23 protein-coding genes, 1 tRNA gene and 1 pseudogene are annotated in these 20,543 nt (G+C 63.4%); 7 read left to right on the top strand and 18 right to left on the bottom strand.

Features of this window, described 5'->3' with window-relative positions; translation table 11 throughout:
- The 9 genes and pseudogenes from H0W65_RS09055 to thiE form a co-directional block, all read right to left on the bottom strand.
- Positions 1–342, bottom strand: a pseudogene (locus H0W65_RS09055) (NADH-quinone oxidoreductase subunit D); the annotation flags it as partial.
- A gap of 62 nt (positions 343–404) precedes the next feature.
- Positions 405–1,247, bottom strand: coding sequence for an NADH-quinone oxidoreductase subunit C (locus H0W65_RS09050; RefSeq protein ID WP_294006682.1), 843 nt, complete (start codon positions 1,245–1,247; stop codon positions 405–407).
- On the bottom strand, positions 1,247–1,720 hold the full coding sequence (locus tag H0W65_RS09045) for an NADH-quinone oxidoreductase subunit B family protein (protein WP_294006684.1): 474 nt from the start codon (positions 1,718–1,720) through the stop codon (positions 1,247–1,249). The genes H0W65_RS09050 and H0W65_RS09045 overlap by 1 nt, the downstream gene beginning before the upstream one ends.
- Positions 1,721–1,812: 92 nt before the next feature.
- Complete coding sequence (ndhC, locus tag H0W65_RS09040) at positions 1,813–2,190, bottom strand: NADH-quinone oxidoreductase subunit A (protein ID WP_294006679.1); 378 nt, start codon at positions 2,188–2,190, stop codon at positions 1,813–1,815.
- A gap of 95 nt (positions 2,191–2,285) precedes the next feature.
- The gene (locus H0W65_RS09035) at positions 2,286–3,098 is read right to left on the bottom strand and encodes an inositol monophosphatase family protein (protein WP_294006676.1); all 813 of its coding nucleotides are present in this window, start codon (positions 3,096–3,098) and stop codon (positions 2,286–2,288) included.
- Positions 3,098–3,661, bottom strand: a complete 564-nt coding sequence (efp, locus tag H0W65_RS09030) for an elongation factor P (RefSeq protein ID WP_294006674.1) — start codon at positions 3,659–3,661, stop codon at positions 3,098–3,100. Before efp ends, H0W65_RS09035 begins: the two co-directional genes overlap by 1 nt.
- Before the next feature lie 48 nt (positions 3,662–3,709).
- Positions 3,710–4,348, bottom strand: a complete 639-nt coding sequence (locus H0W65_RS09025) for a M23 family metallopeptidase (protein ID WP_294006672.1) — start codon at positions 4,346–4,348, stop codon at positions 3,710–3,712.
- A 9-nt stretch (positions 4,349–4,357) separates the two neighbouring features.
- Positions 4,358–5,410, bottom strand: a complete 1,053-nt coding sequence (locus H0W65_RS09020) for a L,D-transpeptidase (protein WP_294006670.1) — start codon at positions 5,408–5,410, stop codon at positions 4,358–4,360.
- A gap of 67 nt (positions 5,411–5,477) precedes the next feature.
- On the bottom strand, positions 5,478–6,143 hold the full coding sequence (gene thiE, locus H0W65_RS09015; protein ID WP_294006668.1) for a thiamine phosphate synthase: 666 nt from the start codon (positions 6,141–6,143) through the stop codon (positions 5,478–5,480).
- Between the two features lie 35 nt (positions 6,144–6,178).
- Between thiE and H0W65_RS09010 the strand changes: the two genes are divergently transcribed.
- A complete protein-coding gene (locus H0W65_RS09010; protein WP_294006665.1) occupies positions 6,179–6,565 on the top strand; it encodes a hypothetical protein in 387 nt (128 codons plus the stop codon).
- Here H0W65_RS09010 and H0W65_RS09005 read toward each other — a convergent pair.
- From H0W65_RS09005 to tkt, 4 genes are read right to left on the bottom strand one after another with little or no spacing between them, the layout of a single operon-like run.
- Positions 6,562–7,449 carry a fructose bisphosphate aldolase gene (locus H0W65_RS09005; protein WP_294006663.1) on the bottom strand — a complete coding sequence of 296 codons (888 nt, stop codon included), beginning with the start codon at positions 7,447–7,449 and terminating at the stop codon, positions 6,562–6,564. The two genes, H0W65_RS09010 and H0W65_RS09005, sit on opposite strands and share 4 nt — an antisense overlap.
- Positions 7,450–7,473: 24 nt before the next feature.
- On the bottom strand, positions 7,474–8,676 hold the full coding sequence (gene pgk, locus H0W65_RS09000) for a phosphoglycerate kinase (protein WP_294006661.1): 1,203 nt from the start codon (positions 8,674–8,676) through the stop codon (positions 7,474–7,476).
- Between the two features lie 5 nt (positions 8,677–8,681).
- Complete coding sequence (gene gap / locus H0W65_RS08995) at positions 8,682–9,689, bottom strand: type I glyceraldehyde-3-phosphate dehydrogenase (protein WP_294006658.1); 1,008 nt, start codon at positions 9,687–9,689, stop codon at positions 8,682–8,684.
- Positions 9,686–11,671, bottom strand: a complete 1,986-nt coding sequence (gene tkt / locus H0W65_RS08990; protein ID WP_294006656.1) for a transketolase — start codon at positions 11,669–11,671, stop codon at positions 9,686–9,688. Before tkt ends, gap begins: the two co-directional genes overlap by 4 nt.
- Before the next feature lie 132 nt (positions 11,672–11,803).
- On the opposite strand from tkt, the gene H0W65_RS08985 reads away from it, so the two are divergent.
- The 5 genes from H0W65_RS08985 (at position 11,804) to H0W65_RS08965 (ending at position 14,342) form a co-directional block, all read left to right on the top strand.
- Positions 11,804–11,977 carry a hypothetical protein gene (locus H0W65_RS08985; RefSeq protein ID WP_294006654.1) on the top strand — a complete coding sequence of 58 codons (174 nt, stop codon included), beginning with the start codon at positions 11,804–11,806 and terminating at the stop codon, positions 11,975–11,977.
- Positions 11,977–12,291 carry a cell division protein ZapA gene (locus tag H0W65_RS08980; RefSeq protein WP_294006652.1) on the top strand — a complete coding sequence of 105 codons (315 nt, stop codon included), beginning with the start codon at positions 11,977–11,979 and terminating at the stop codon, positions 12,289–12,291. Before H0W65_RS08985 ends, H0W65_RS08980 begins: the two co-directional genes overlap by 1 nt.
- Positions 12,292–12,468: 177 nt before the next feature.
- Positions 12,469–13,023, top strand: coding sequence for a 5-formyltetrahydrofolate cyclo-ligase (locus tag H0W65_RS08975; RefSeq protein WP_294006649.1), 555 nt, complete (start codon positions 12,469–12,471; stop codon positions 13,021–13,023).
- Positions 13,020–13,232: a DUF2842 domain-containing protein gene (locus tag H0W65_RS08970; RefSeq protein ID WP_294006647.1), complete on the top strand. Its 213-nt coding sequence runs from the start codon at positions 13,020–13,022 to the stop codon at positions 13,230–13,232. Before H0W65_RS08975 ends, H0W65_RS08970 begins: the two co-directional genes overlap by 4 nt.
- A 93-nt stretch (positions 13,233–13,325) precedes the next feature.
- The gene (locus H0W65_RS08965; protein WP_294006644.1) at positions 13,326–14,342 is read left to right on the top strand and encodes a cell wall hydrolase; all 1,017 of its coding nucleotides are present in this window, start codon (positions 13,326–13,328) and stop codon (positions 14,340–14,342) included.
- A 34-nt stretch (positions 14,343–14,376) separates the two neighbouring features.
- Here H0W65_RS08965 and H0W65_RS08960 read toward each other — a convergent pair whose 3' ends face one another.
- Positions 14,377–15,858, bottom strand: coding sequence for a PLP-dependent aminotransferase family protein (locus H0W65_RS08960; protein WP_294006641.1), 1,482 nt, complete (start codon positions 15,856–15,858; stop codon positions 14,377–14,379).
- 145 nt (positions 15,859–16,003) lie between these two features.
- On the opposite strand from H0W65_RS08960, the gene H0W65_RS08955 reads away from it, so the two are divergent.
- Entirely contained in the window at positions 16,004–16,552 is a 549-nt protein-coding gene (locus H0W65_RS08955) for a hypothetical protein (RefSeq protein ID WP_294006638.1), read from the top strand.
- A gap of 76 nt (positions 16,553–16,628) precedes the next feature.
- On the opposite strand, the gene H0W65_RS08950 is transcribed toward H0W65_RS08955, so the two are convergent.
- The 4 genes from H0W65_RS08950 to H0W65_RS08935 all read right to left on the bottom strand — a co-directional run.
- Positions 16,629–16,705 (bottom strand) — tRNA-Asp (locus H0W65_RS08950).
- A 122-nt stretch (positions 16,706–16,827) separates the two neighbouring features.
- Positions 16,828–18,033, bottom strand: coding sequence for an AI-2E family transporter (locus H0W65_RS08945; protein ID WP_294006635.1), 1,206 nt, complete (start codon positions 18,031–18,033; stop codon positions 16,828–16,830).
- Between the two features lie 115 nt (positions 18,034–18,148).
- The gene (locus H0W65_RS08940) at positions 18,149–19,492 is read right to left on the bottom strand and encodes a pyridoxal-dependent decarboxylase (RefSeq protein WP_294006632.1); all 1,344 of its coding nucleotides are present in this window, start codon (positions 19,490–19,492) and stop codon (positions 18,149–18,151) included.
- A 292-nt stretch (positions 19,493–19,784) separates the two neighbouring features.
- On the bottom strand, positions 19,785–20,543 hold a 759-nt coding region (locus H0W65_RS08935; RefSeq protein ID WP_294006629.1), incomplete at its 5' end, for a Fic family protein.

The following is a 20,543-nucleotide window of genomic DNA, read 5'->3' as shown; positions in this document are numbered from 1 at the left end:
TTCCGCCATCAGCACCCGGATGTACTGCGCGCGCAGTGGCACCTCGAGCCCCAGGAGCTTCTCGACCGCGAGCACGTAGCTATGCTCCATGCACATCGGCGAGCAGTAATCGAGCCGGTCGAAGTAAGGCAGCGCTTGGGCGTAGGTCTTATACTCGATCAGTTTCTCGGTGCCGCGGTGGAGCAGGCCGATGTGAGGATCGACCCGCTCGACGATTTCGCCGTCCAATTCCATGATCAGACGCAGTACGCCGTGCGCGGCGGGATGCTGGGGGCCGAAGTTGATCGTGAAATTCTTGATCGTCTCGTCCCCCGCCGTGGGCTTATCGCCAGTGCCGGACAGCGGGCTGCCGGGTGCAGGCTGCTGGCCCGGTGCTGCGCCGACCATGACATCGACATGCGTCGTCACTGCTTCTTCCCTGGCTTAGGTTCGGCCTTGTCGGTGGCCTTGCCGCCCGCGTTCGACCGCTTGGCTGGGGCAGGCTTTCGCGCTTCCTTATGCGCCTGAGCGTCACCGGGAGCTCCCGCGCCCGTCTGCGAGCGCGTGTCGGTGGTTTTGGGCGTCTCGGCCGATGTCTTGGGGTTGGGCTTGCCGGTGCCACCCGGGGCCGGCACCGGGCTCGGCGCGCCGGGCGCTTCGCCCACGGCCTTCTCGTCGCCCGGCAGGCGATATTCGGCGCCTTCCCATGGCATCAAAAAGTCGAATGTGCGGAAATCCTGAGGCAGTTCGACCGGCTCGTAGACGACCCGCTTCTCCGCTTCGGAATAGCGCAATTCGACATAGCCGGTCTGCGGAAAATCCTTGCGCAACGGATGGCCCTCGAAACCGTAATCGGTGAGAATCCGGCGAAGGTCGGAATTGCCCGCGAAGCCGACGCCGTAAAGGTCGAACACCTCGCGCTCGAGCCAGCCGGCGACCGGCCACAATCCGGTCAAGCTTGGCACCGGCATTTCCTCGTCGGTGGTGACCTTGAGGCGGACGCGGTGGTTCTCGGTCACCGAGAGGAAATGATAATTGACCTCGAACCGCTCGGGCTTCTCGGGATAGTCGACGCCGGCGATTTCCATCAGCTGCTGATAGCCGAAGCGGTCACGCAGGTTCCGGGATGCCTCGACGATACCCTCCCGCGCGATGGTAAACGTCAGTTCCCCGACCAACTCCTTGTGCGCAACACAAGCGTCGCCGACCGCAGCCTTAAAGGCATCGACGAACCCTTCCCGATCCTTGATCCGAGGCAGGTGGTTCATCACCGGTCGATCGTCCCGGTACGGCGGATTTTACGCTGCAGCTGGAGGATGCCGTAGAGCAAGGCCTCGGCGGTCGGGGGGCAGCCGGGGACATAAATGTCGACCGGCACGATCCGGTCGCACCCGCGCACTACCGAGTAGCTATAATGATAATAGCCGCCACCGTTGGCGCAGCTGCCCATCGAGATGACGTATTTGGGCTCGCTCATCTGGTCGTAGACCTTACGCAGCGCGGGGGCCATCTTGTTGCACAGCGTGCCGGCGACGATCATCACGTCCGACTGGCGCGGGGATGCGCGCGGGGCCACGCCGAACCGCTCGAGGTCGTAGCGCGGCATGTTGACATGAATCATCTCGACCGCGCAGCAGGCGAGGCCAAAGGTCATCCACCACAGGCTGCCGGTCCGCGCCCAGGTGACGAGATCGTCGAGCGAGGCGACGAGGAAGCCCTTCTCGTCCAATTCCGCGCGCATCGCCTCGAATTTGGCCTGCTCCTCTGGCGACAGGTCAAGCGGTTGAAAGTCGCCCGAATTATAGGTCACCGTGGGATCACGGGTCGACGCGGTCACTCCCATTCGAGCGCCCCCTTCTTCCACGCATAAGCTAGGCCGAGGGCCAGTTCGGCGATGAAGATCATCATCGCGCCCCATCCGGCCCAACCGGTGCCCATCAGCGACACCGCCCAGGGGTAGAGGAAGGCCGCTTCGAGATCGAACACGATGAACAGGATCGCGACCAGGTAGAAACGCACGTCGAACTGCGCTCGGCTGTCTTCGAAGGCAGGAAAGCCGCATTCATATTCACTGAGCTTCTCGGGGTTCGGCTGATGCGTGCCGGTGAGCCGGCTGATGATCATCGGCAGCACGACGAACGCCCCCGACAGCGCCAGCGCGACCGCGAGGAACAGCAGGATCGGCAGGTAACCGGCGGCGACACTGGCCAAGACGGGACTCCCGGTGAGCGAAATGACTGGCGGCTCTCTAGGACGCCGCCCCTCGCCGGGCAAGCTTCGGCGGCGCTAATTTCACCGAAAAGGCCCTAGCGCAGCGACCCCGCGAGCAGCTTGTGCAGCTTGCTATGCAAATCGCTGTTAGCGGCGAGATATTGGCGGCGCTCGAACATCCGGTCCTGGCCGCGATAATCGCTGACGAAGCCGCCCGCTTCCTTGACCAGCAGGATGCCCGCGGCACTGTCCCACGGGTCGAGATCGTCTTCCCAAAAGCCGTCGAGGCGGCCCGCGGCGACCCAGGCGAAATCCAAACTGGCGGCGCCCATTCGCCGGATGCCGCACACTTCGGGGGCGATCGCGCCGTAAATGCGCGACCAGGTAGCAACGTCGCCGCGGCCGAAGTGCGGCATTCCCGTGCCGATCAGCGCGAGGTCGAGGTGCCGCCGCGACGATACTCGCAGCCGGCGCTCGTTAAGCCAGGCGCCGCGCCCTTTCTCGGCCCAATAGGCCTCGTCGGTCAGCGGTTGATAGACCAATCCTTGGGTAATCTCCGGCGTGCCGTCGGGCTTCTTGTCCTCGACCGCGATCGAAATCGCGAAATGCGGTAGGCCGTGGAGGAAATTGGTTGTCCCGTCGATCGGGTCGACGATCCAGCGCGGCTTGCTTGGATCGCCTTCGATCAGGCCTGACTCCTCGGTCAGCAACGCCCAATCGGGGCGGGCATATTGCAGCTCCTCGATCAGCGTCTGTTCGGCGCGCTTATCGGCCATCGAGACGAAATCGGCCGGCCCCTTCTTCGACACCTGCAGCTGCTCGACTTCATTATAGTCGCGGCGAATACGCGGAGCCGCTTTGCGCGCGGCGCGCTGCATGACGGTAATCAGGCCGGAATGGGAAACCATCAGTCGGCTCGCTTGACGTAGGTCTGCTCATAGACGTCGACGACGATCTTGGTCCCTGCCCCGATGTGCGGCGGGACCATCACCCGGACGCCATTGTCAAGGATCGCGGGTTTGTAGCTGGACGAAGCGGTCTGACCTTTGACCACCGCGTCCGCCTCGACAATCATGGCCTCGATCGTGTCGGGCAGCTGGACCGAGATCGGGCGCTCGTCATACAATTCCATGACCACGTCCATTCCGTCCTGGAGGAACGCGGCGGCGTCACCGAGAAGGTCGCGCGGCAGGCTGATCTGCTCGTAGGTGGCCTTGTCCATGAAGGTCAGCATGTCGCCGTCAGAGAATAGGAACTGGAAGTCGGTGGTGTCGAGGCGAATGCGCTCCACCGTCTCGGCCGAGCGGAAGCGGACGTTGTTCTTGCGCCCGTCGATAAGGTTTTTGAGCTCAACCTGCATATAGGCGCCACCCTTGCCCGGCTGGGTGTGTTGAATCTTCACCGCGCGCCAGATGCCGCCTTCATATTCGATGATGTTACCGGGACGAATGTCGACGCCGCTGATCTTCATGGTGATCCGCCTATATGCTTGAACAGGTTGAATGAGCCGCGCGAGCGCCTAGCGCGAGACGGGCTTTCCGGCAAGCAGCGGATAGGGATTGATCGGCGCGCCCTGATACCATTTCTCGCCGGGGTTCATGCGGTTGATCGCGAAATGGAGGTGCGGCCCGTCGGGCGACGCATTTCCAGTGTGCCCAACATAGCCGACCGGGGCGCCGCGCAGCACTTGCTGGCCCTCGTGCAGCCCCGGCGCATAAGCGCTGAGATGGGCATAATAATAAGTCCAGCGGCCATCGGCGGAGCGGACATATACACTGGTCCCGCCGCCACCGTTCGAGAAAAACAGCTTTTCGACCGTCCCCGGCGCGGCGGCGATCACTGGCGTTCCCTCGGCCGCCATGATGTCGATGGCGTCGTGAATCCGCGCCCCGCCCGCCCTCGCCTGGGTAAAGGTATCGACTAGCGCCGCCGGCCTGATGCTCGTCACCGGGATCGCCAGTCCGGCCGGACCAACGGTAACTCCTTCGGCGACCGTCACCGCGGGCGCGCCCTTGGGATCGACCGTCACCTTGTCGCCCGAGGTCGTGACCTCGCGCGATGGCCCGCCGCCGGTGATCCCAAAGTAAAAAATCCAGAACGCGCTGACCAAGACCACGACGACCACGATCCAGCCCAGCCGATTGAAAAGAGTCGCCATCGACGGCGGTTATGCCTGGAACACGGCCTTGAAGCCAGGCTTGAGCATTCGCGATAGCCTGAGCACGTCCCAATTGGTCATGCGTATACAGCCATGGCTCTCGGCTCGGCCGATAGTTTCGGGGCTCGGCGTCCCGTGGATTCCGTAATGCTCCTTGGTGAGATCCAACCAAGCAACCCCGACCGGACCGTTGGGGCCCGGTTTGAGCTTTTGCTCGGACTTGCCGTCGTCGACGTCCCAGAACAATTCCGGCTGGTAGTGGAACGGCGGCATATATGCATAGGTCGTTACCTTCCAGGTGCCGAGCGGGAGGGGGTCGTGGCCGGACCCCATCGTCACCGGAAATTGCGCGACCAGCCGATCGCCCTCGCCCAGGACCTTGAGCACGCCTTCGGACTTGTCGACGACAATCGACTGACCCAGTGCCGGCGCCCCATCCACGTTGAGGCCGGCCATGACCGCCTTATACTCGGGCTTGAGGTCGCCCGAATAGTCGAGTGAGGCGGGCAAGATATTGGGCAGGCGGAGCGTCTGGCCGGGGCCAATCAATGCGGTCGGGCCATTGAGCGCGACGATCGTATCGGGCGTTGTATGATAGCTTTCGGCAACCTTCTCCAACATGTTGCGATAAGACATGGCCGGCAGCGCTGCCTGGGCTTCGGGCTTCTTGGGGAAGGGGTAGACGAAGGGGCCGGCGACCTGTTCGGGCGCCAGTTTGACCATGATCGTCGACGGCCGGTGCTGCGCCATCAGCGCCTGGCGGGTCGGACCGTCGAGTTCGCCGCTGATTGGCAGGTCGCGCGATTGCTGAAAGCCCTGAATCGCCTTCTTGAACACCATCCCCTTCTTGCCATCGATCACTCCCGTGGGGAAACCGGAGACGTCGAGCAACACCTGGGCATGGAAGATGGTGCCGTCGATCGGGCTTCCCGGGGTCCCTGGTGCGACCCACGCTGGCTTTGCGGATTTGGCGGGCGGTGTGGCCGGACCGGATTGGGCGCCCGCGGCGGCGGCGAGGATGAGGCCTAGCGACAAGATAGGGATGAGGGGAACACGCGACACTGGGCAGACTCCTTGGATGGTTAGCCGAGGAACGCGGCGCGCGCCGCTTGTTTCCGCGTCATCTCGTTTAGGCCGCGAACAACGCCTCGAATTTGGCGACTTCACCCCCCGGATCGTCCGCCCCCCATACTGCCTGGCACACGGCCACGAAGTCGGCCCCGCCAGCGATGAGCGGCGCGGCGTTGGCTGGTGTGATCCCGCCGATCGCGACGCAGGGAATTTCGAACAGGCTCGACCACCACGACAGCAACGCTGGTTCGGGTCGATAATCGCTCGGTTTGGTGGTGGTTTCGTAAAAGGCCCCGAAGGCGACATAGTCGGCCCCCGCTTCCCCCGCCTCCATCGCCAGGTGGCGGCTGTCGTGGCATGTGCGGCCGATCTGCACCGCCGGCCCCAGGATCGCCCGGGCCTCCCGAATCTCGCCGTCGCTCTGGCCGAGATGAACCCCATCCGCTCCCAGTCGCTTGGCCAGGCTGACGCTGTCGTTGACGATGAACGCGACATCGGCATCGGCGCAAATCCGCTGCAGTGGCTCGGCGAGGCGCGCCAGCTCATGCGGGTCGAGGTCTTTCACGCGCAGTTGAAACGCGGCGACCGGCCCGCCCGACAGTGCCGCCGTCAACCGGTCGGGGAACGCTCCGCCAACCTGTTGCGGACTGATTAGGTAAAGCTCGCAGGGCTGGGTCCGCGAAGGAGGGCGAAATGCGGTCAGGTCGACATCGTCTTCGTTCATGGCGCGCTCATTAGCGCGCGGACAGGCTGCGTCCAATGAAAGCTGTCCGCCTCATCGTCGCTGCGCTCGCGCTCGCCGCCTGCGACGCCACGCCGCAGCCCGCTTCAACACCCGGACCGACCGCGGGCCTTGGTCAGCCCGCCATCGTCAACGGGCTGCGTCTGCGACCGCTCGATGTGTTGGAAGACAGTCGTTGCCCCGCAAGCGTGCAATGCGTGTGGGCGGGCCGCGTCGTACTTCAGACAGGCATCGGTTCGCCCGACGGTGGTGAAGAGATGCGGCTCGACTTGACGCTAGGCCAGTCTGTCAGCGTCTACGGCGGAACATTGACGCTGGTGAGGGTCACACCCGCGAAGGGCACTATCGGCTCGCTCGATCGGAACGCTTATCGCTTCACCTTCACCTTCACCTACTCGCGCTAGGCCACCGACGCCGTGTAAATCTCATCGATGGCAGTTCCCAGCGTCCGGTCGAATTGCGCGTCGCTCATGGCGTGACTCAGCTCCGACAGCAGCGCGCGGCTGAAACTGGCGATCATGCCCTTGTTCCTGGCCAGTCCGGCGCAGGCGTCGGCGCGGCTGAAACCACCCGACAGCGCGACAACCTTCAGCACTTTGGGATGGGCCACCAGTCCATTGAACAGGCCCGCCTCGGCCGGAATCGAAAGCTTCAGCATCACTTGCTGGCCTTCGGGCAAGCGGTCCAGTTCGGCCAGGATCGCATCACGCAGCAAGGCATCGGCCCCGGCCCGCTCGGGGCTGTTGATGTTCACCTCGGGCTCGATGATCGGCATCATGCCCTGGGCCAGAACCTGCCGCGCAATCTGGAACTGCTGGGCCACCACTTGGGCGATGCCGTCGCGGTTGGCGAGATTGATGACCGACCGTTCCTTGGTTCCGAAAACGCCGAGACCCTTGGCCCGGATGAGCAGGTCGTCGAGGCCTGAAATAGGCTTCATCAGCTGGACGCCGTCGGTCTCGTCTTCCAGGCCTTTGTCGATTTTGATAAACGGCACGATTCCCCGCGCCGTCAACGCGCCGGGGGTGGGCATGCCGTCTACCATCCCGTCCATCGTCCGCTCGAAAAGGATGGCGCCGATCACTTTCTCGCCGGTGAAGCAGGGCGAAGTAATGATCCGCGCGCGCATTTGATGGATCAGGTCGAACATTTCCTCGTCGGTCGACCAGGCGCCGCCCTCGATACCGTACCCAGCGAGCGCCTTGGGCGTGGACCCGCCAGATTGGTCGAGCGCGGCAATGAAACCCCGGCCTTGGGCAATTTTTGACGTCATCTCGGACTGGTTCATCACGGACTTTCCTATATTATCATGTTAGCGAGAAAGCGCGGCGACGCCTGGCAAGGCACGCCCCTCCATCCATTCGAGGAAGGCGCCGCCAGCAGTCGAAACGAAGGTGAAATCGGCCGCGACTCCAGCGTGATTGAGCGCGGCAACCGTGTCCCCGCCCCCGGCGACCGAAATAAGGCTGCCATCCTGAGTGAGCGCCGCGGCGATCCGGGCCAGCGCCACCGTGGCAGCGTCGAACGGCGGAGTCTCGAACGCGCCGAGCGGGCCGTTCCAGACGAGCGTACGGCAATTTTTGATCGCATCGGCGAGCGCCTCGACCGCGGCAGGACCGACGTCGAGGATCATCTCGTCAGGCGCAACTTCATGGACGTTGCAGGTGCGCAGGCTGGGCGGATTGGGCGCGAATTCTTTGGCCACGACCACATCGTAGGGCAGATGGATGGTGCACCCGGCCGCTTCGGCGCGTTCAAAGATCGCCTCAGCCTCGCCAGTCAAATCATGCTCGCACAGCGACTTGCCGACAGCGACTCCGCGTGCCGCGAGGAAGGTGTTGGCCATGCCGCCGCCGATGATCAGATGATCGACCTTGCTGACCAGATGCCCGAGCACCGCGAGCTTGGTCGAGACCTTAGCGCCCCCCACCACCGCCGCGACGGGACGCCCGGGATTGCCCAAGGCCTTTTCCAATGCACCAAGCTCGGCCTCCATCGTGCGCCCAGCGTAGCTCGGCAGCAGATGGGCTATGCCCTCGGTCGACGAATGGGCGCGGTGAGCGGTCGAAAAGGCATCGTTGACGTAGAAGTCGCCAAGCGCCGCCATGCCGCGCGCCAATTCGGCGTCATTTTGCTCTTCGCCAGCGTGAAAGCGCGTATTTTCGAGGATGCCGATGTTACCGGGCAGCATTGTCGTGATCGCTCGCTCCGCCTGCGGACCCTGACAATCCTCGACAAATCGCACCGACCGGCCGGCCAGACGGGTCAACGGCCGCACCAGCTGCGCGGTCGACATGTCGGGCCGCGTTTCGCCTTTGGGCCGTCCGAAATGCGACAGCAGCAGCACGATCGAGCCTTTGTCGCTCAGCTCAAGCACGGTCGGCAGCAGCGCCCTAAGCCGCGTATCATCGGTCACCGAAGCGCCGGCCATCGGCACGTTTAGATCGACGCGCACTAGCACCCGCTTGCCGGTGAGGTCGTCCGGCAGGTCGTCGAGAGTCTTGAATGCGCTCATCCGAGCTAAATCAATTTGGCCATCGCCCCGGCCGTATCGACCATGCGGTTCGAAAAGCCCCATTCATTGTCGTACCAGCTGACGACGCGGACCAGCTTGCCCTCCAGCACCGCGGTTTCCAGGCTGTCGACGGTGGAGCTTGCCGCGTCATGGTTGAGGTCGATCGAGACCAGCGGCTCGTCGGTGTAGGCAAGGATGCCCTTCAACGGCCCGCTTTCGCCAGCCTTCTTCAGCGCGCCGTTGATTTCCTCGACGCTGGTATCGCGCCCCGGCGTGAAGGTCAGGTCGATCAGGCTAACATTGGGCGTCGGCACCCGCACCGCCGCCCCGTCGAGCTTGCCCTTCAGTTCGGGCAGCACCTCGCCGACCGCGCGGGCGGCGCCGGTGGTGGTCGGGATGATCGACATACCCGCGGCGCGCGCGCGGCGCGGATCGCCGTGGATCTGGTCGAGGATCTTCTGGTCGTTGGTATAGGCGTGGATGGTGGTCATCAGGCCGCGTTCGATCCCGACCAGGTCGTTGAGCACCTTGGCCACCGGCGCCAGGCAATTGGTCGTGCACGACGCGTTCGACACGATCTTGTGGTCGGCGGTCAGCTTGTCGTGGTTGACGCCGAAGACGACGGTCAGGTCGGCGCCCTTTGCCGGGGCCGAGATGAGCACCCGCTTGGCACCGGCATCGAGATGCTTCTGCCCGCCCTCCTTGTCGGTGAAGAAGCCGGTGCACTCGAGCGCAATGTCGACGCCCAGCTCCTTGTGCGGCAGTTTGGCCGGATCTCGCTCGGCGGTGACCTTGATGCGCTTGCCGTTGACAATCATCGCGTCGCCCTCGGCGCTGACCTCGCCCGGAAATTTTCCATGGACGCTGTCGCGCTTGAACAGCATCGCGTTGGCCTTGGCATCGGCCAAATCATTGATCGCGACCAGCTCCAGCCCGTGGTCGTCGCGCTCGAGGATGGCGCGAGCGACGAGCCGGCCGATGCGGCCGAAACCATTGATGGCAATCTTGGTCATGCAATTTCCCTTTGTTCGAGCTGCGCGATCACGCGCTCCGTAATCTTGGCTGCGGTCAGTCCGAAATGGTCGTAGAGGGCGGGCGCCGGCCCCGACGCGCCGAAGCGGTCGATGCCGATCTTCAGGCCATGCAGCCCGACATAGCGCTCCCACCCGAAGGTCGTCCCGGCCTCGATCGACACCCGCAAAATCTCGCGGTTCGACACGTCGGGCAGGATGCTTTCGCGGTAGGCTGCGTCCTGCTGGTCGAATGCCTCGGTACACGGCATCGACACGACATCGGCACCGATGCCCCGCGCTTCGAGAGCGACGGCGGTATCGAGCGCAATCTCGATCTCGCTGCCAGTGGCGATAAGGATGACCTTGCGCGGCGCCTCGGCGACCTTGAGCCGATACGCGCCCCGGGCCGACAGATTCTCTTTTGCAGCCTTGGTCCGCACCGGCCGCAGATTCTGGCGCGACAGGGCGAGCAGGCTCGGCCCGTCGTTGGCCAGTGCCGCCGCCCAGCACTCCGCCGTCTCGACCGCGTCGGCCGGGCGATAGACGCGCAAGCCGGGGATCGTCCGAAGGCTCTGCAAATGCTCGATCGGCTGGTGCGTCGGCCCGTCCTCGCCCAGCCCGATCGAGTCATGTGTCATGACATGGACCACCTTGGCGTGCTGCAACGATCCCAGGCGGATGGCGTTGCGGCTATAGTCGCTGAACACTAGGAAGGTGCCGCCGTAGGGCTGCACCCCCCCGTGCAGCGCCATGCCGTTCATCGCCGCCGCCATGCCGAACTCACGAATGCCGTAATGAATGTAGCGCCCGCCATAATTGCTTGCGTCGAGCGGGCCGATATCCTTGGTCTTGGTGTTGTTCGACGGAGTCAGGTCGGCCGAACCGCCGATCGTTGCAGGAATCGCGGCGTTGATGCATTCCAGCGCCATCTCCGATGCCTTGCGGGTGGCCACCTTGGGCGGATCGGCGATCAGCTTGTCCAGCAACGGTTGCAACCATTTATCTGACAGCTTGCCGGTCATTCGTGCCAGAAATTCGTCCTTCTTGCCGCTCGCCTCGAGCCGGCGCTGCCATTCGGCGCGCGCCTTGTTTCCGCGGGCGCCGACATCACGCCATCCCTTGGCGACGTCTTCGGGTATGACAAAGGGCGGATCGGTCCAGCCAAGTTCCTTGCGCGCCGCCGCAACCTCGTCGGGGCCGAGCGGCGAGCCATGGGTCGCCGCCGTTCCCTGCTTGTTGGGGGCGCCATAACCGATGATCGTCTTGCACCGGATCAGCGAGGGGCGCGTGTCGGCGGTCGCTTCGTCGATCGCCTTCGACACCTTGCCGCTGTCCATCCCGTCGCATTCGACCGTGTGCCAACCCATAGCGTCGAAGCGAGCGACGACATCCTCGTTGCGGCTGAGGTCGGTCGGCCCGTCGATGGTGATCTTGTTGTCGTCCCACATGACGATCAGCCGGCCAAGCTTCAGGTGCCCGGCCAGCCCCGCTGCCTCGTGGTTGACGCCTTCCATCAGGTCGCCGTCGCCGGCGATGACAAAGGTGCGATGGTCGACCAGATCGTCGCCATAAACCGCGTTCAGATGCCGCTCGGCCACCGCGAAGCCGACCGCCATCGCCAATCCCTGGCCAAGCGGGCCGGTGGTGCATTCGATGCCCGGCAGCTCGAAATTTTCGGGATGGCCCGCGCAGGGACTGCCGAGTTGGCGGAAATTGCGGATGTCGTCGATCGTCGGCTTGGCATAGCCGGTGAGGTGCAACAGCGCATAGATCAACATCGATCCATGGCCCGCCGACAGGATGAAGCGGTCGCGGTCGGGCCATTTGGGGTCGGCCGGGTCGTACTTCAAATGCCGGGTGAACAGCGCGGTCGCGGCGTCGGCCATGCCCATCGGCATGCCCGGATGACCCGAATTGGCGGCTTCGACCGCATCCATCGCCAGGGCGCGGATGGCGTTGGCGAGTCGGCGTTGCGTGGCCATGAGATCTCCAAAGGGTCGGCCGCTTCGGGACTCGGCTGGCCGCTGGTTTGGTGCCTATTGTCGCTGGACCGTGTATCGTCAACCTGTCCGCACCGCTTGCGGCGCGCTTTCATTCTGCTTAGCGGTAGCGTGATGGACACCGCTCCCCTCGACCAAGCCCTGGACCGCGCCGAGCGCGCCCTGCTGCGCATCGAGCGCTCGATCGAGCGCGGCGCGATGCACCGCGGCCAGGACAATGCGTTGCGGCATAAGGTTTCGGCCGTGCTGACCGAGCTCGACGATCTGATCCGCGAGACGGCGCGCTGATGGCCGAGGTAGAGCTGATCATCGCCGGACGACCCTATCGCGTGGCATGCCGCAACGGCGAGGAGGATAACCTTCACGCCGCCGGCGCGCTGGTCGACGTGAAGAGCCGCGAGGCCCTGTCGGGGCTTGGCACGCTAAGCGAATCGCGCCAGCTGCTGTTCGCCGCATTGCTCCTCGCCGACCAGATCGTCGACGGCCGCGAGGTCGAATTGCCCAAGGCGCTCGACCCGGCGCTGGCCGAGCGCGCCGACCGCATGGCTGAGCGTCTCGAATCGATCGCCGACGCCCTTGAGCAATCGGGCCGCGACGCTTAAATAGGGCGAGACGGGTACTGCCTCGTACGAGCTTATGAACATCCCTGAGGCGATTAAATATCCTAGGGGACTGTCCCTGTCCGGATCCTGGTCCGGGTATATGGTTCCCACCTGACGTTTGTGGCGTCAGAGGATTTCAGGCAAACGGCCAAGGTGGTCCCGTCACTTTCCCCCAAGATGAGCAAGGTCGAACTGCGTGCGGCCATGCGCAGGGCCCGCAAGTCCTATGTCGCCAGCCTCGACAGCAGCGAACGTGAAACGCGAGAGCGGGCGTTGGCCGTTGTGATCTGGCCCCTAGCCAGCCAGGCCCGCTGTTTCGCCATCTATTCTCCGGTTGGTAGTGAGATCGATCCCAGGCTGGTGACAAGTCGCCACGACTGCCCGTCGACCGCCTATCCCGCATTCACCGACGCCACTGCGCAGATGACCTTTCGGTCGGGCCTGTGCGCCGAGGATTGCCCGGTCGGCGGGGTCCAGCCGCCGCCTCAGGCGATAGCTGTCATTCCCGAGCTGGTCTTTGTCCCTCTCCTTGCGGTCGACCCGGTCGGCAACCGGCTTGGCCAGGGTGGCGGCCATTACGACCGCGCCCTGCCGGCACTTCGAACGAACGGCGCGACGTTGATCGGAATCGGATGGGAAATGCAGCGCCTCGATTTCGCCTTACCCGCCGATCCGTGGGATGTGCCGCTTGATGGCTTTGCCTCGCCATCTGGGCTGGAGATGTTCTCATGAACCAGCCGTCATGGCGCAAGCCCGCCGGAATCTTCGGGATCCTCGCCTTGATCGCGGTGTGGGCCGTCCTGGTCGCGTCCTTGTCGGAGCAAGTTGGGCGCTGGCCGATACTCGCCCAGGCGATTTTTTATTTGGTCGCCGGAATCGGCTGGATTCTGCCGTTGAAGCCTGTCCTGCAGTGGATGGAAACTGGCCGGTTCGGCGACTGATCGGGGCCGTTCATCGACGGTTGATTGAAAATGCTGTATTGCCCCGCCAAATCACCTCTTCCCATGATGCAAACGCACACCTTGCGGCCTTTGATGCCCTGGCGGACCCACCCGCGCGAAACGGTTGCCCTCTCGGCGATCGGCGTCGCCGCACTGCTGGCGCTCGCCGGGGTCAGCGGGGCGGCTCCGCTACTACCGGGTTTTCAAGCTCCCGATGTGGCGGCGCCGCCCGCTCCGCCGCCGATGGCCGTGCGCCCGCTCGATCCCGCCACCGCGCTTCAGGTCAACGCCCAGATTCCCGTGGCCGGTTCGCCCGGCGCAGCGGCCGCGCCGTTCATCCTCGGCAAAGCCTCGTCCGAAAACCGCGACCGTGCGCTCGAATGCCTGACCAGCGCCCTCTATTACGAGGCCGGGCAGGAAAGCGCCGACGGTCAGCGCGCAGTGGCTCAGGTCATCCTTAACCGCGTCCGCCATCCCGCCTTTCCGAGCAGTGTCTGCGGTGTCGTCTATGACGGCTCGACACGGGCCACCGGATGCCAGTTCACCTTTACCTGCGACGGGTCGATGGCGCGGCTGCCGGTACCGGCGCTGTGGAATCGCGCGCGATCGATCGCCAGCGCCATGCTCTCGGGCGCAGTTTACGCTCCGGCGGGACAGGCGACTCATTATCACGCCAACTATGTCGTCCCCTATTGGGCCTCCAGCCTGGTCAAGACCGGCATCGAGGGTGCGCATATCTTCTATCGCTGGGCCGGCAACTGGGGCCGGCCGGCGGCATTCGGCCAGCGCTGGTCGGGCCGCGAAGCGAGCCCGGCATTGCTCCGCACGGCCGCGCTCAGCGCGCCGCACCTGGCCGTGCCGGTAAGGATCGAAGGTGCGGTGGCGGCGCTCGAAGCGGCGGGCGCCAAGGTCACCGAACAGGGCGGTCGGGTACAGCTGCATTTCACCGCCCAGGCGCGTGCGGCGGTCGAGAAGGTCAAGGTGACCCCCTATGTCGATCGGGTCGAAGCGTCGGATAATCTCAAGTTCGCGCTGGGCGGATCGGGGGAGGGTGAGCGCGCCTTCGGAAACACGCAAGAGCCAACGCCGGACACTTCGACGGCGCGATAGCTCGGTTGCCAAAGGCGCATTCAAATCGCGGTGGCTAAAATCGTCCCGCCAGTTCGCGAAGATCGTGCAGGACCTGGCGAAGATGCTCCTCGTTTGCGGTACCATAACCGAAGACCAAGCCGTTGCGGCGCTCCGTACCCAAATGATAGCGGTGCAATGAATGAAGCTGCACGCCCCGACCGGCAAGCTGCGCACTGATAGCCTCGCAGTCGATGTCTTCGGCAAGAGCGGTAACATGCATTCCATAATAGGATGGGATTGGGCGGAACCACTGAGCCAGATTGCCGCCCATCAACCTTAACAACAGGTCGCGCCGTCCGCGGTAAATGCGTCGCATCCGCCTCACATGGCGCGCCAGATGGCCGTCCCTGATAAATGCCGCGACGGACATTTGGATTGGAACCGGGCAATGCCAATCTATGCAGTTTTTGGCTGCGATAAGACTACGCAACGCCCATGGCGGAGGGACGATGAAACCTAGCCGAAGGGAAGGGAGCATGCATTTGGAAAAGGTACCGACGTAGAAGATGACATCGTTGGAGGCTTCGGTCCGAAGGGCTTGGATGGGCGAGCCATCGTAGCGAAATTCGCCATCATAATCGTCCTCGACGATGACCGCTCCGCGCGATCTTGCCAGTTCGATGAGCGCCCTGCGACGCGCCGGCGACGTCGACATTCCAAGTGGAAATTGATGCGATGGGCACACACAAATAATGCCCGCACCGGGGGGAATGGCATCGACTATAATGCCTTCCTCATCCACCGGCACGGGCACCAGCTCGGCACCGGCGGCCATGAATGCGACCCGCATGGGCGGATAGCCCGGGTCTTCGACCGCAACGATCGTCTTTCCCGGCTCGACCAAGGTCCGGGCGATCAAGTCGAACGCCTGCTGTGCGCCCGACGTAACCAGCACATCATCGTGATGGCAGGCGACCGCCCGGGTCAGCGCAATGTGTTCGGCAATGCAGTGACGAAGCTGAAAACTACCCTGATTTCCCTGTGGGCTCTTGAAGGACGAAGGCCGCGTCTCGAGAAGGCGTAGCTGTTTAGCCATTCCCTGCCGGAATATCGCAAACGGGAATAGCTTGGGATCGATCAGCGCCGGGCGTAGGTCGATGCGCGAAGGGAGCGACGGCTCCGATATTTCGTGCCAGAAGCCGAGGGCGGACGCGACATCGTTGCGTAACCAGAAATCCCGCAGCCGATGGTCTCTTTCATTGTTCTGGGCTGCTTTTCCGGAGGGCCGGACCGGATAGTCTGGGCTCGCAACATATGTTCCTGAACCGCGACGCGCGCTCACCAATCCATCATGGGCGAGCCGTTCGTAGACGTCTTGTGCCGTATTGCGGGAGACGTGCAGGATCGCCGGGGCTTTCCTGGTCGACGGCAAACGGATGCCAGGCACCAAACGCCCATTGATGATCGCGGCCTTGAGCTCGCGATACAAGGTGCCCGACACATCGCGCGACCCTTCCGGCGCAGTTGGGAGGTTCAGCTCAAATAGAAAATCCATCGGTTCATTGTGCCACTTTGCGCAAATCGACCAAGGATTTTGTGAAAAGTGACCCTCCACAGGTCGGCAGAAACCCGGATACTCCGCCTATGGGGAAACTGGTCCCGTTTAAATCGATGAGGAGGTAGACTTGCGAAATAAATATTTGGGGTTTGTGTTGGCGCTGGGCGCGGCTTTGATTCCTGCCCCGGCCCTCGCCAAGAGTCCTAAGGCACCCGTGGCGCGAGACGGATCGCACGACATGGATTTTAGCTTCGGCACTTGGCGAACCGACATTAAAATCTTCAAAAATCCCATCGACAAACCCAATGAATTCATAACTATGACAGGAACCAAACGCACCACTCCGGTATGGAACGGCAAGGCAGCGCTAGAGCAAATAGAGGCTGACGGAGCGGGCAGTCATTGGGAAGCGCTGAACCTTATGCTGTACGATCCGGTCGCCCGCCAATGGAGCCAGAATTACGTCGACAGCGAGGTGGGGCGGATGGAAGATGCCCCGCAGATCGGTGAAATGCGGGATGGCAAGCTCGAATTTAATGGGCTGGAACCGATCAACGGCCGCGCAACGCTGGTCCGTGGAGTATGGACCATTACGGGACCGGACACCCACAATTATCGGATCTCGCGGTCCGTAGATGGGGGAAGAAGCTGGCACACGTCGTTCACGGCCAATCTGACCCGAATCAAATGAGGCTGCAAACCCGCCGGCCGGCGCGCGCGCGCAGCTTTGGTGAAATTTAGGCCATTGCTGCACGCGAGCGAAAAAATGGCGCGAGTGACGGGACTTGAACCCGCGACCTCCGGCGTGACAGGCCGGCGCTCTAACCAACTGAGCTACACCCGCTAAGCGGTGGGCGGCCAACTAGGTCAGCCCCCCTAAGCTGTCAACAAGCCTTGCGCGCGATCGTCCAAGATGGCGGCGCTTTGCGCTTCGCCGATGATGTGAATCAGGGTCAAATCAATGGTTTAAACCTTGGTTCCTATTTCAGGTGATTCACCTGAAACGACCAAGGTCGAGTCCTGTCGATCTTCCTCTTCCCCGACATGGGTCAGCGTGCCGTCCTCGAACAGGAATCCGGCAATGTCGGGCACCCCCGCGGCGGTGAAGATGGTCTTGAAAATGATCAGCAACGGCACCGCCAGCAGCGCCCCGGTGGTGCCCCATACCCAAGCCCAGAAGGACAGAGAGACGAGGATCAGCAGCGGATTCACCTCGATCCGCTTCCCCACGATCATCGGCGTAATGGCGTTGGCCTCGATCAGGTGGAGCGAGATGAAGATCACCGGGGGCAGGACCGCCGCCCAAGGGTCGACGAACGTCATCAGGCCGCCGAACGCCAGGAGCAGCGCGGCCGCGATCGGCCCCAAATAGGGGATGTAATTCAACACGGCGACGATGCCGCCCCACATCAGCGGGCTGTCCATCCCCAGCGCCCACAGGATCGCCGCGGTGATGGCGCCAAGCGTGATATTGATGATGGTGATCGTGCCGATGTAGGTCGACGTCGCGGCGACGACCTGCTGGATGACGCGGGCGGTGGTCAGCGCGCCTTCGAAGCTGCCCCGGCTGACGATCGTGCGTTTGCGCATCCCGGTCCAGCCGGCGAGGAAAAAAAAGATTACCAGCAGCGCGAAGAACAATTGCACTGCGGCATGCGGCGCCGACGCGGTCACCAGGTCGAGCATCGAATTGGGGGTTTCGAGCCTCACGGTGCGGGTCTTGTCAGCACTGATCGCGATTTGCGAGGCGGTGCGGTCGATGAACTTCTGCAGGCTTGAATAAAGGTCGAGCAGCGGCGCCAGCGCATCGGTGACTCGGTGAATGCGCTTCGGGATCAGCGCGACCCAGTCGATCGCCGGAATGATAATCGCCGCCAGGGCGAAGATCGACACCGCCAGGAACACCAGCACACACAGCGCCGCGGAAAGCTTCGGGGGCACGCCGCGGCGCTCGAACCATTCGAGCACCGGCACCAGCGCGATGGCAATCACCAGCGCAGCCGTCACCGGCAGGAAAAACTCGGCCCCCGCCCTAAGCGCGAACGGCAGGGCGAGCAGCAGCCCGATCCCGCCGATCAGCGTCAGCGAGGCGAGCAGCCGAACGCGCTTGACCTGGAGCGCCTCCGTCTCATGTTCGTGCGAATCGCCCGTTGCCGCCGCGTGTACGTCCATCCGGCGACTGTATCACCGCTGCGGGGGGCCGCCAGCCGTTGTGCAACAATAGACGCAACGCAACCGAACCTGAGAGACCGTCTAATCGCAAGTACGAGGTTGCTTCGGCGCGGAGTTACGCTTTTTTTAACCTGCAAAGCATCGCAGCGAGGGCCTCGATGTCCTCGTCCCTCGTGCGCCACGAGCTAACGCTCAGGCGGAAGGCGGGCCTCCCCTGCCAAACGGTTGGCCCGAACCAGGCTTCGCCCAACGCTTGCGCGGCTTCGCGGATGGCGATGGTCTGTTCGTCGCTGTCAGCGCGGACGAGCACCTGATTGATCACCACCCGGTTGAGGATTTCGTAGCCGGCGCCTCGTAGGCGTTCGGCGAGTTCGCGCGCCTGACGGCAATGGCGGTCGACCATCTCGCCAACGCCTTCGCGGCCGAGACTCCTCAGCGCCGCCCAGATGGGGATCCCGCGAGCACGGCGGGAGAATTCGAGCGTCAAATTTTTCTGCGCGTCCTTTGACGCCGTGGCATAAGCCGCATCGCTATTCATGGCCTGCGCCAGTGCATCGCCATCGCGGCAGATTGCCATCGCCCCATCATAAGGCGTGTTGAGCCACTTGTGGCCGTCGACCGTCCAGCTGTCGGCGTCCTCGACTCCCTCGGTCGGCGGGCGCTGGGACGATGCCCGCGCCCACAGGCCGAACGCGCCGTCGACGTGCACCCATGCACCAGCCGCCCGGACGCGGGGAATGAGCGCGGTGAACGGGTCGAACTCCCCCGTATTCACTTCGCCAGCCTGCAGGCACAGGATAGTGCGGTCGTCGAGCGGCGGCATTTGCGCCGGATCGATGCGTCCATGGTCGTCGGTCGGGGCGATCAGAAGACGCGCCGTGCCAAAACCCAGTATGCGCAGTGCCTTGATGACCGTGATGTGGGCCAAGTCCGACACGACCGCCTTGATTTCGGGTGCGCCGCTCAGCCCGTCACGATCGAAATCCCAACCGCAACGGGCAAGCAGAGTGCGCCGCGCCGCAGACAGGCAAGCGATGGCGCAGGCCGTCGCGCTGGTGCCGAAGCCCACCGCGCCCTCGCGTGGCAGGTCGAGAATTTCCAGGATCCAGCGCGCAGCGACCTTTTCGACGGTCGCCGCGACTGGCGAGTTGTTAAAGGACGATGCGCATTGATCCCACGCCAGCATCAGGCGCTCGGCGGCCGCTCCAGCGGGGAGAGCGGCACCAACGACAAAGCCGAAATAGCGCGGACCGTTGGAAACAACGGCCGCGGCCGAGCCGACAGTGTCGAGCAGCGCCAAGGTCGATTTCCCTGCATATCCCGAGACCGGTAATTCCTCTTCAAACTCGCGAAGCGCCGCCAGCGCCTGCTGGTCGGGGAAGACCCGCCGCGTCGCGACACTATCCAGATAGTGCGCCGCGCGCGCATCGGCGTCGGCCATCAACAAAGCGTCGTCCAATTCGTCCTCCGGGAATGCCGCACCGCGGCGGCCAGATCTAAAGTCAGGTTCAGGCGATCGGAACTGGTGCCCCCGGTCCGACTCGAACGGACACGTCTTTCGACACTCGATTTTGAGTGGGACGAGACTTCCGTAAGTAATTGATAACAGACTTTTATTTTTCCGACAAGTGAAAAATGTGCAAGCTTTTGTGTAAGTTTTTAAGGCGTTGAAGGCAGCCCACAAAAAGTTGGGCGCGCCTAAGATTGCCAAATCAACCTTCATCCCTCAGCCCTCGTCCGCCACCCTGCCCCTAACGCAATTTGAGCTTGGCGTCGGCGGCTCCATCGAACGCATTGGTCGCGGCGAGAACGGCGCGCGCCCGCTCCAGCGTGCCCCAGTCGATCTGGTGGGTGTAGGACTGAGCGACATCGAGCATCCGGATCAGCGGGTCGGTATGGCCGTTGTGCGAGAACGCCCTGAGTGCTCCCAGATAATCAGTCCGGTAGGCGGTCGGGATGATGATGCGCTCTTGATCGTGCGCCACAAGTTCGGCGTTCATCATGATCCGCGCGATCCGGCCGTTCCCATCGGCGAACGGATGCACCTCGCTGACCAGGACCATCATATAGACGGCCCGCTGGAATGGGTCGTCCAGTGCTTGAAGAAATGCGAAACCGCGCTCCAGCGTGCCCTCGACCAGCTCGGGCGCGACGAACACCGTGTTGCTGGCGCGGTTCACCTTGTCTTTGAATGCGCCAGGCGCTTTGTCCTCCCGCGCTTCCATCACCGTCGCATGACGCCGGCGCAGCAGATTCCGGAAACCAGTGAAGTCAGACGGAAGCACTTTCAGGTGCGCCAGATCGGAAACGACCCTGAACGTCCCCAGGACATCGTGCGCGTCGGCGGGCCGATCCTGTGGGATGACGCCTTCGAAGACGATTTCGGCGGCTTCTTCGACCGTAAATTCGGTGCCTTCGATGAAGTTGGAGAAATAGGCCTCGAAGAACGGCAGCCATTGCCAACGGTTGAACTGGCATCGCAGACGACAGCCCCGGGCCAGATCGTGGCG

It is taken from the genome of Sphingomonas sp. (genome assembly GCF_013816785.1).
GTDB lineage: Bacteria > Pseudomonadota > Alphaproteobacteria > Sphingomonadales > Sphingomonadaceae > Sphingomicrobium.
This window is presented reverse-complemented; position numbering and strand designations above follow the sequence as displayed.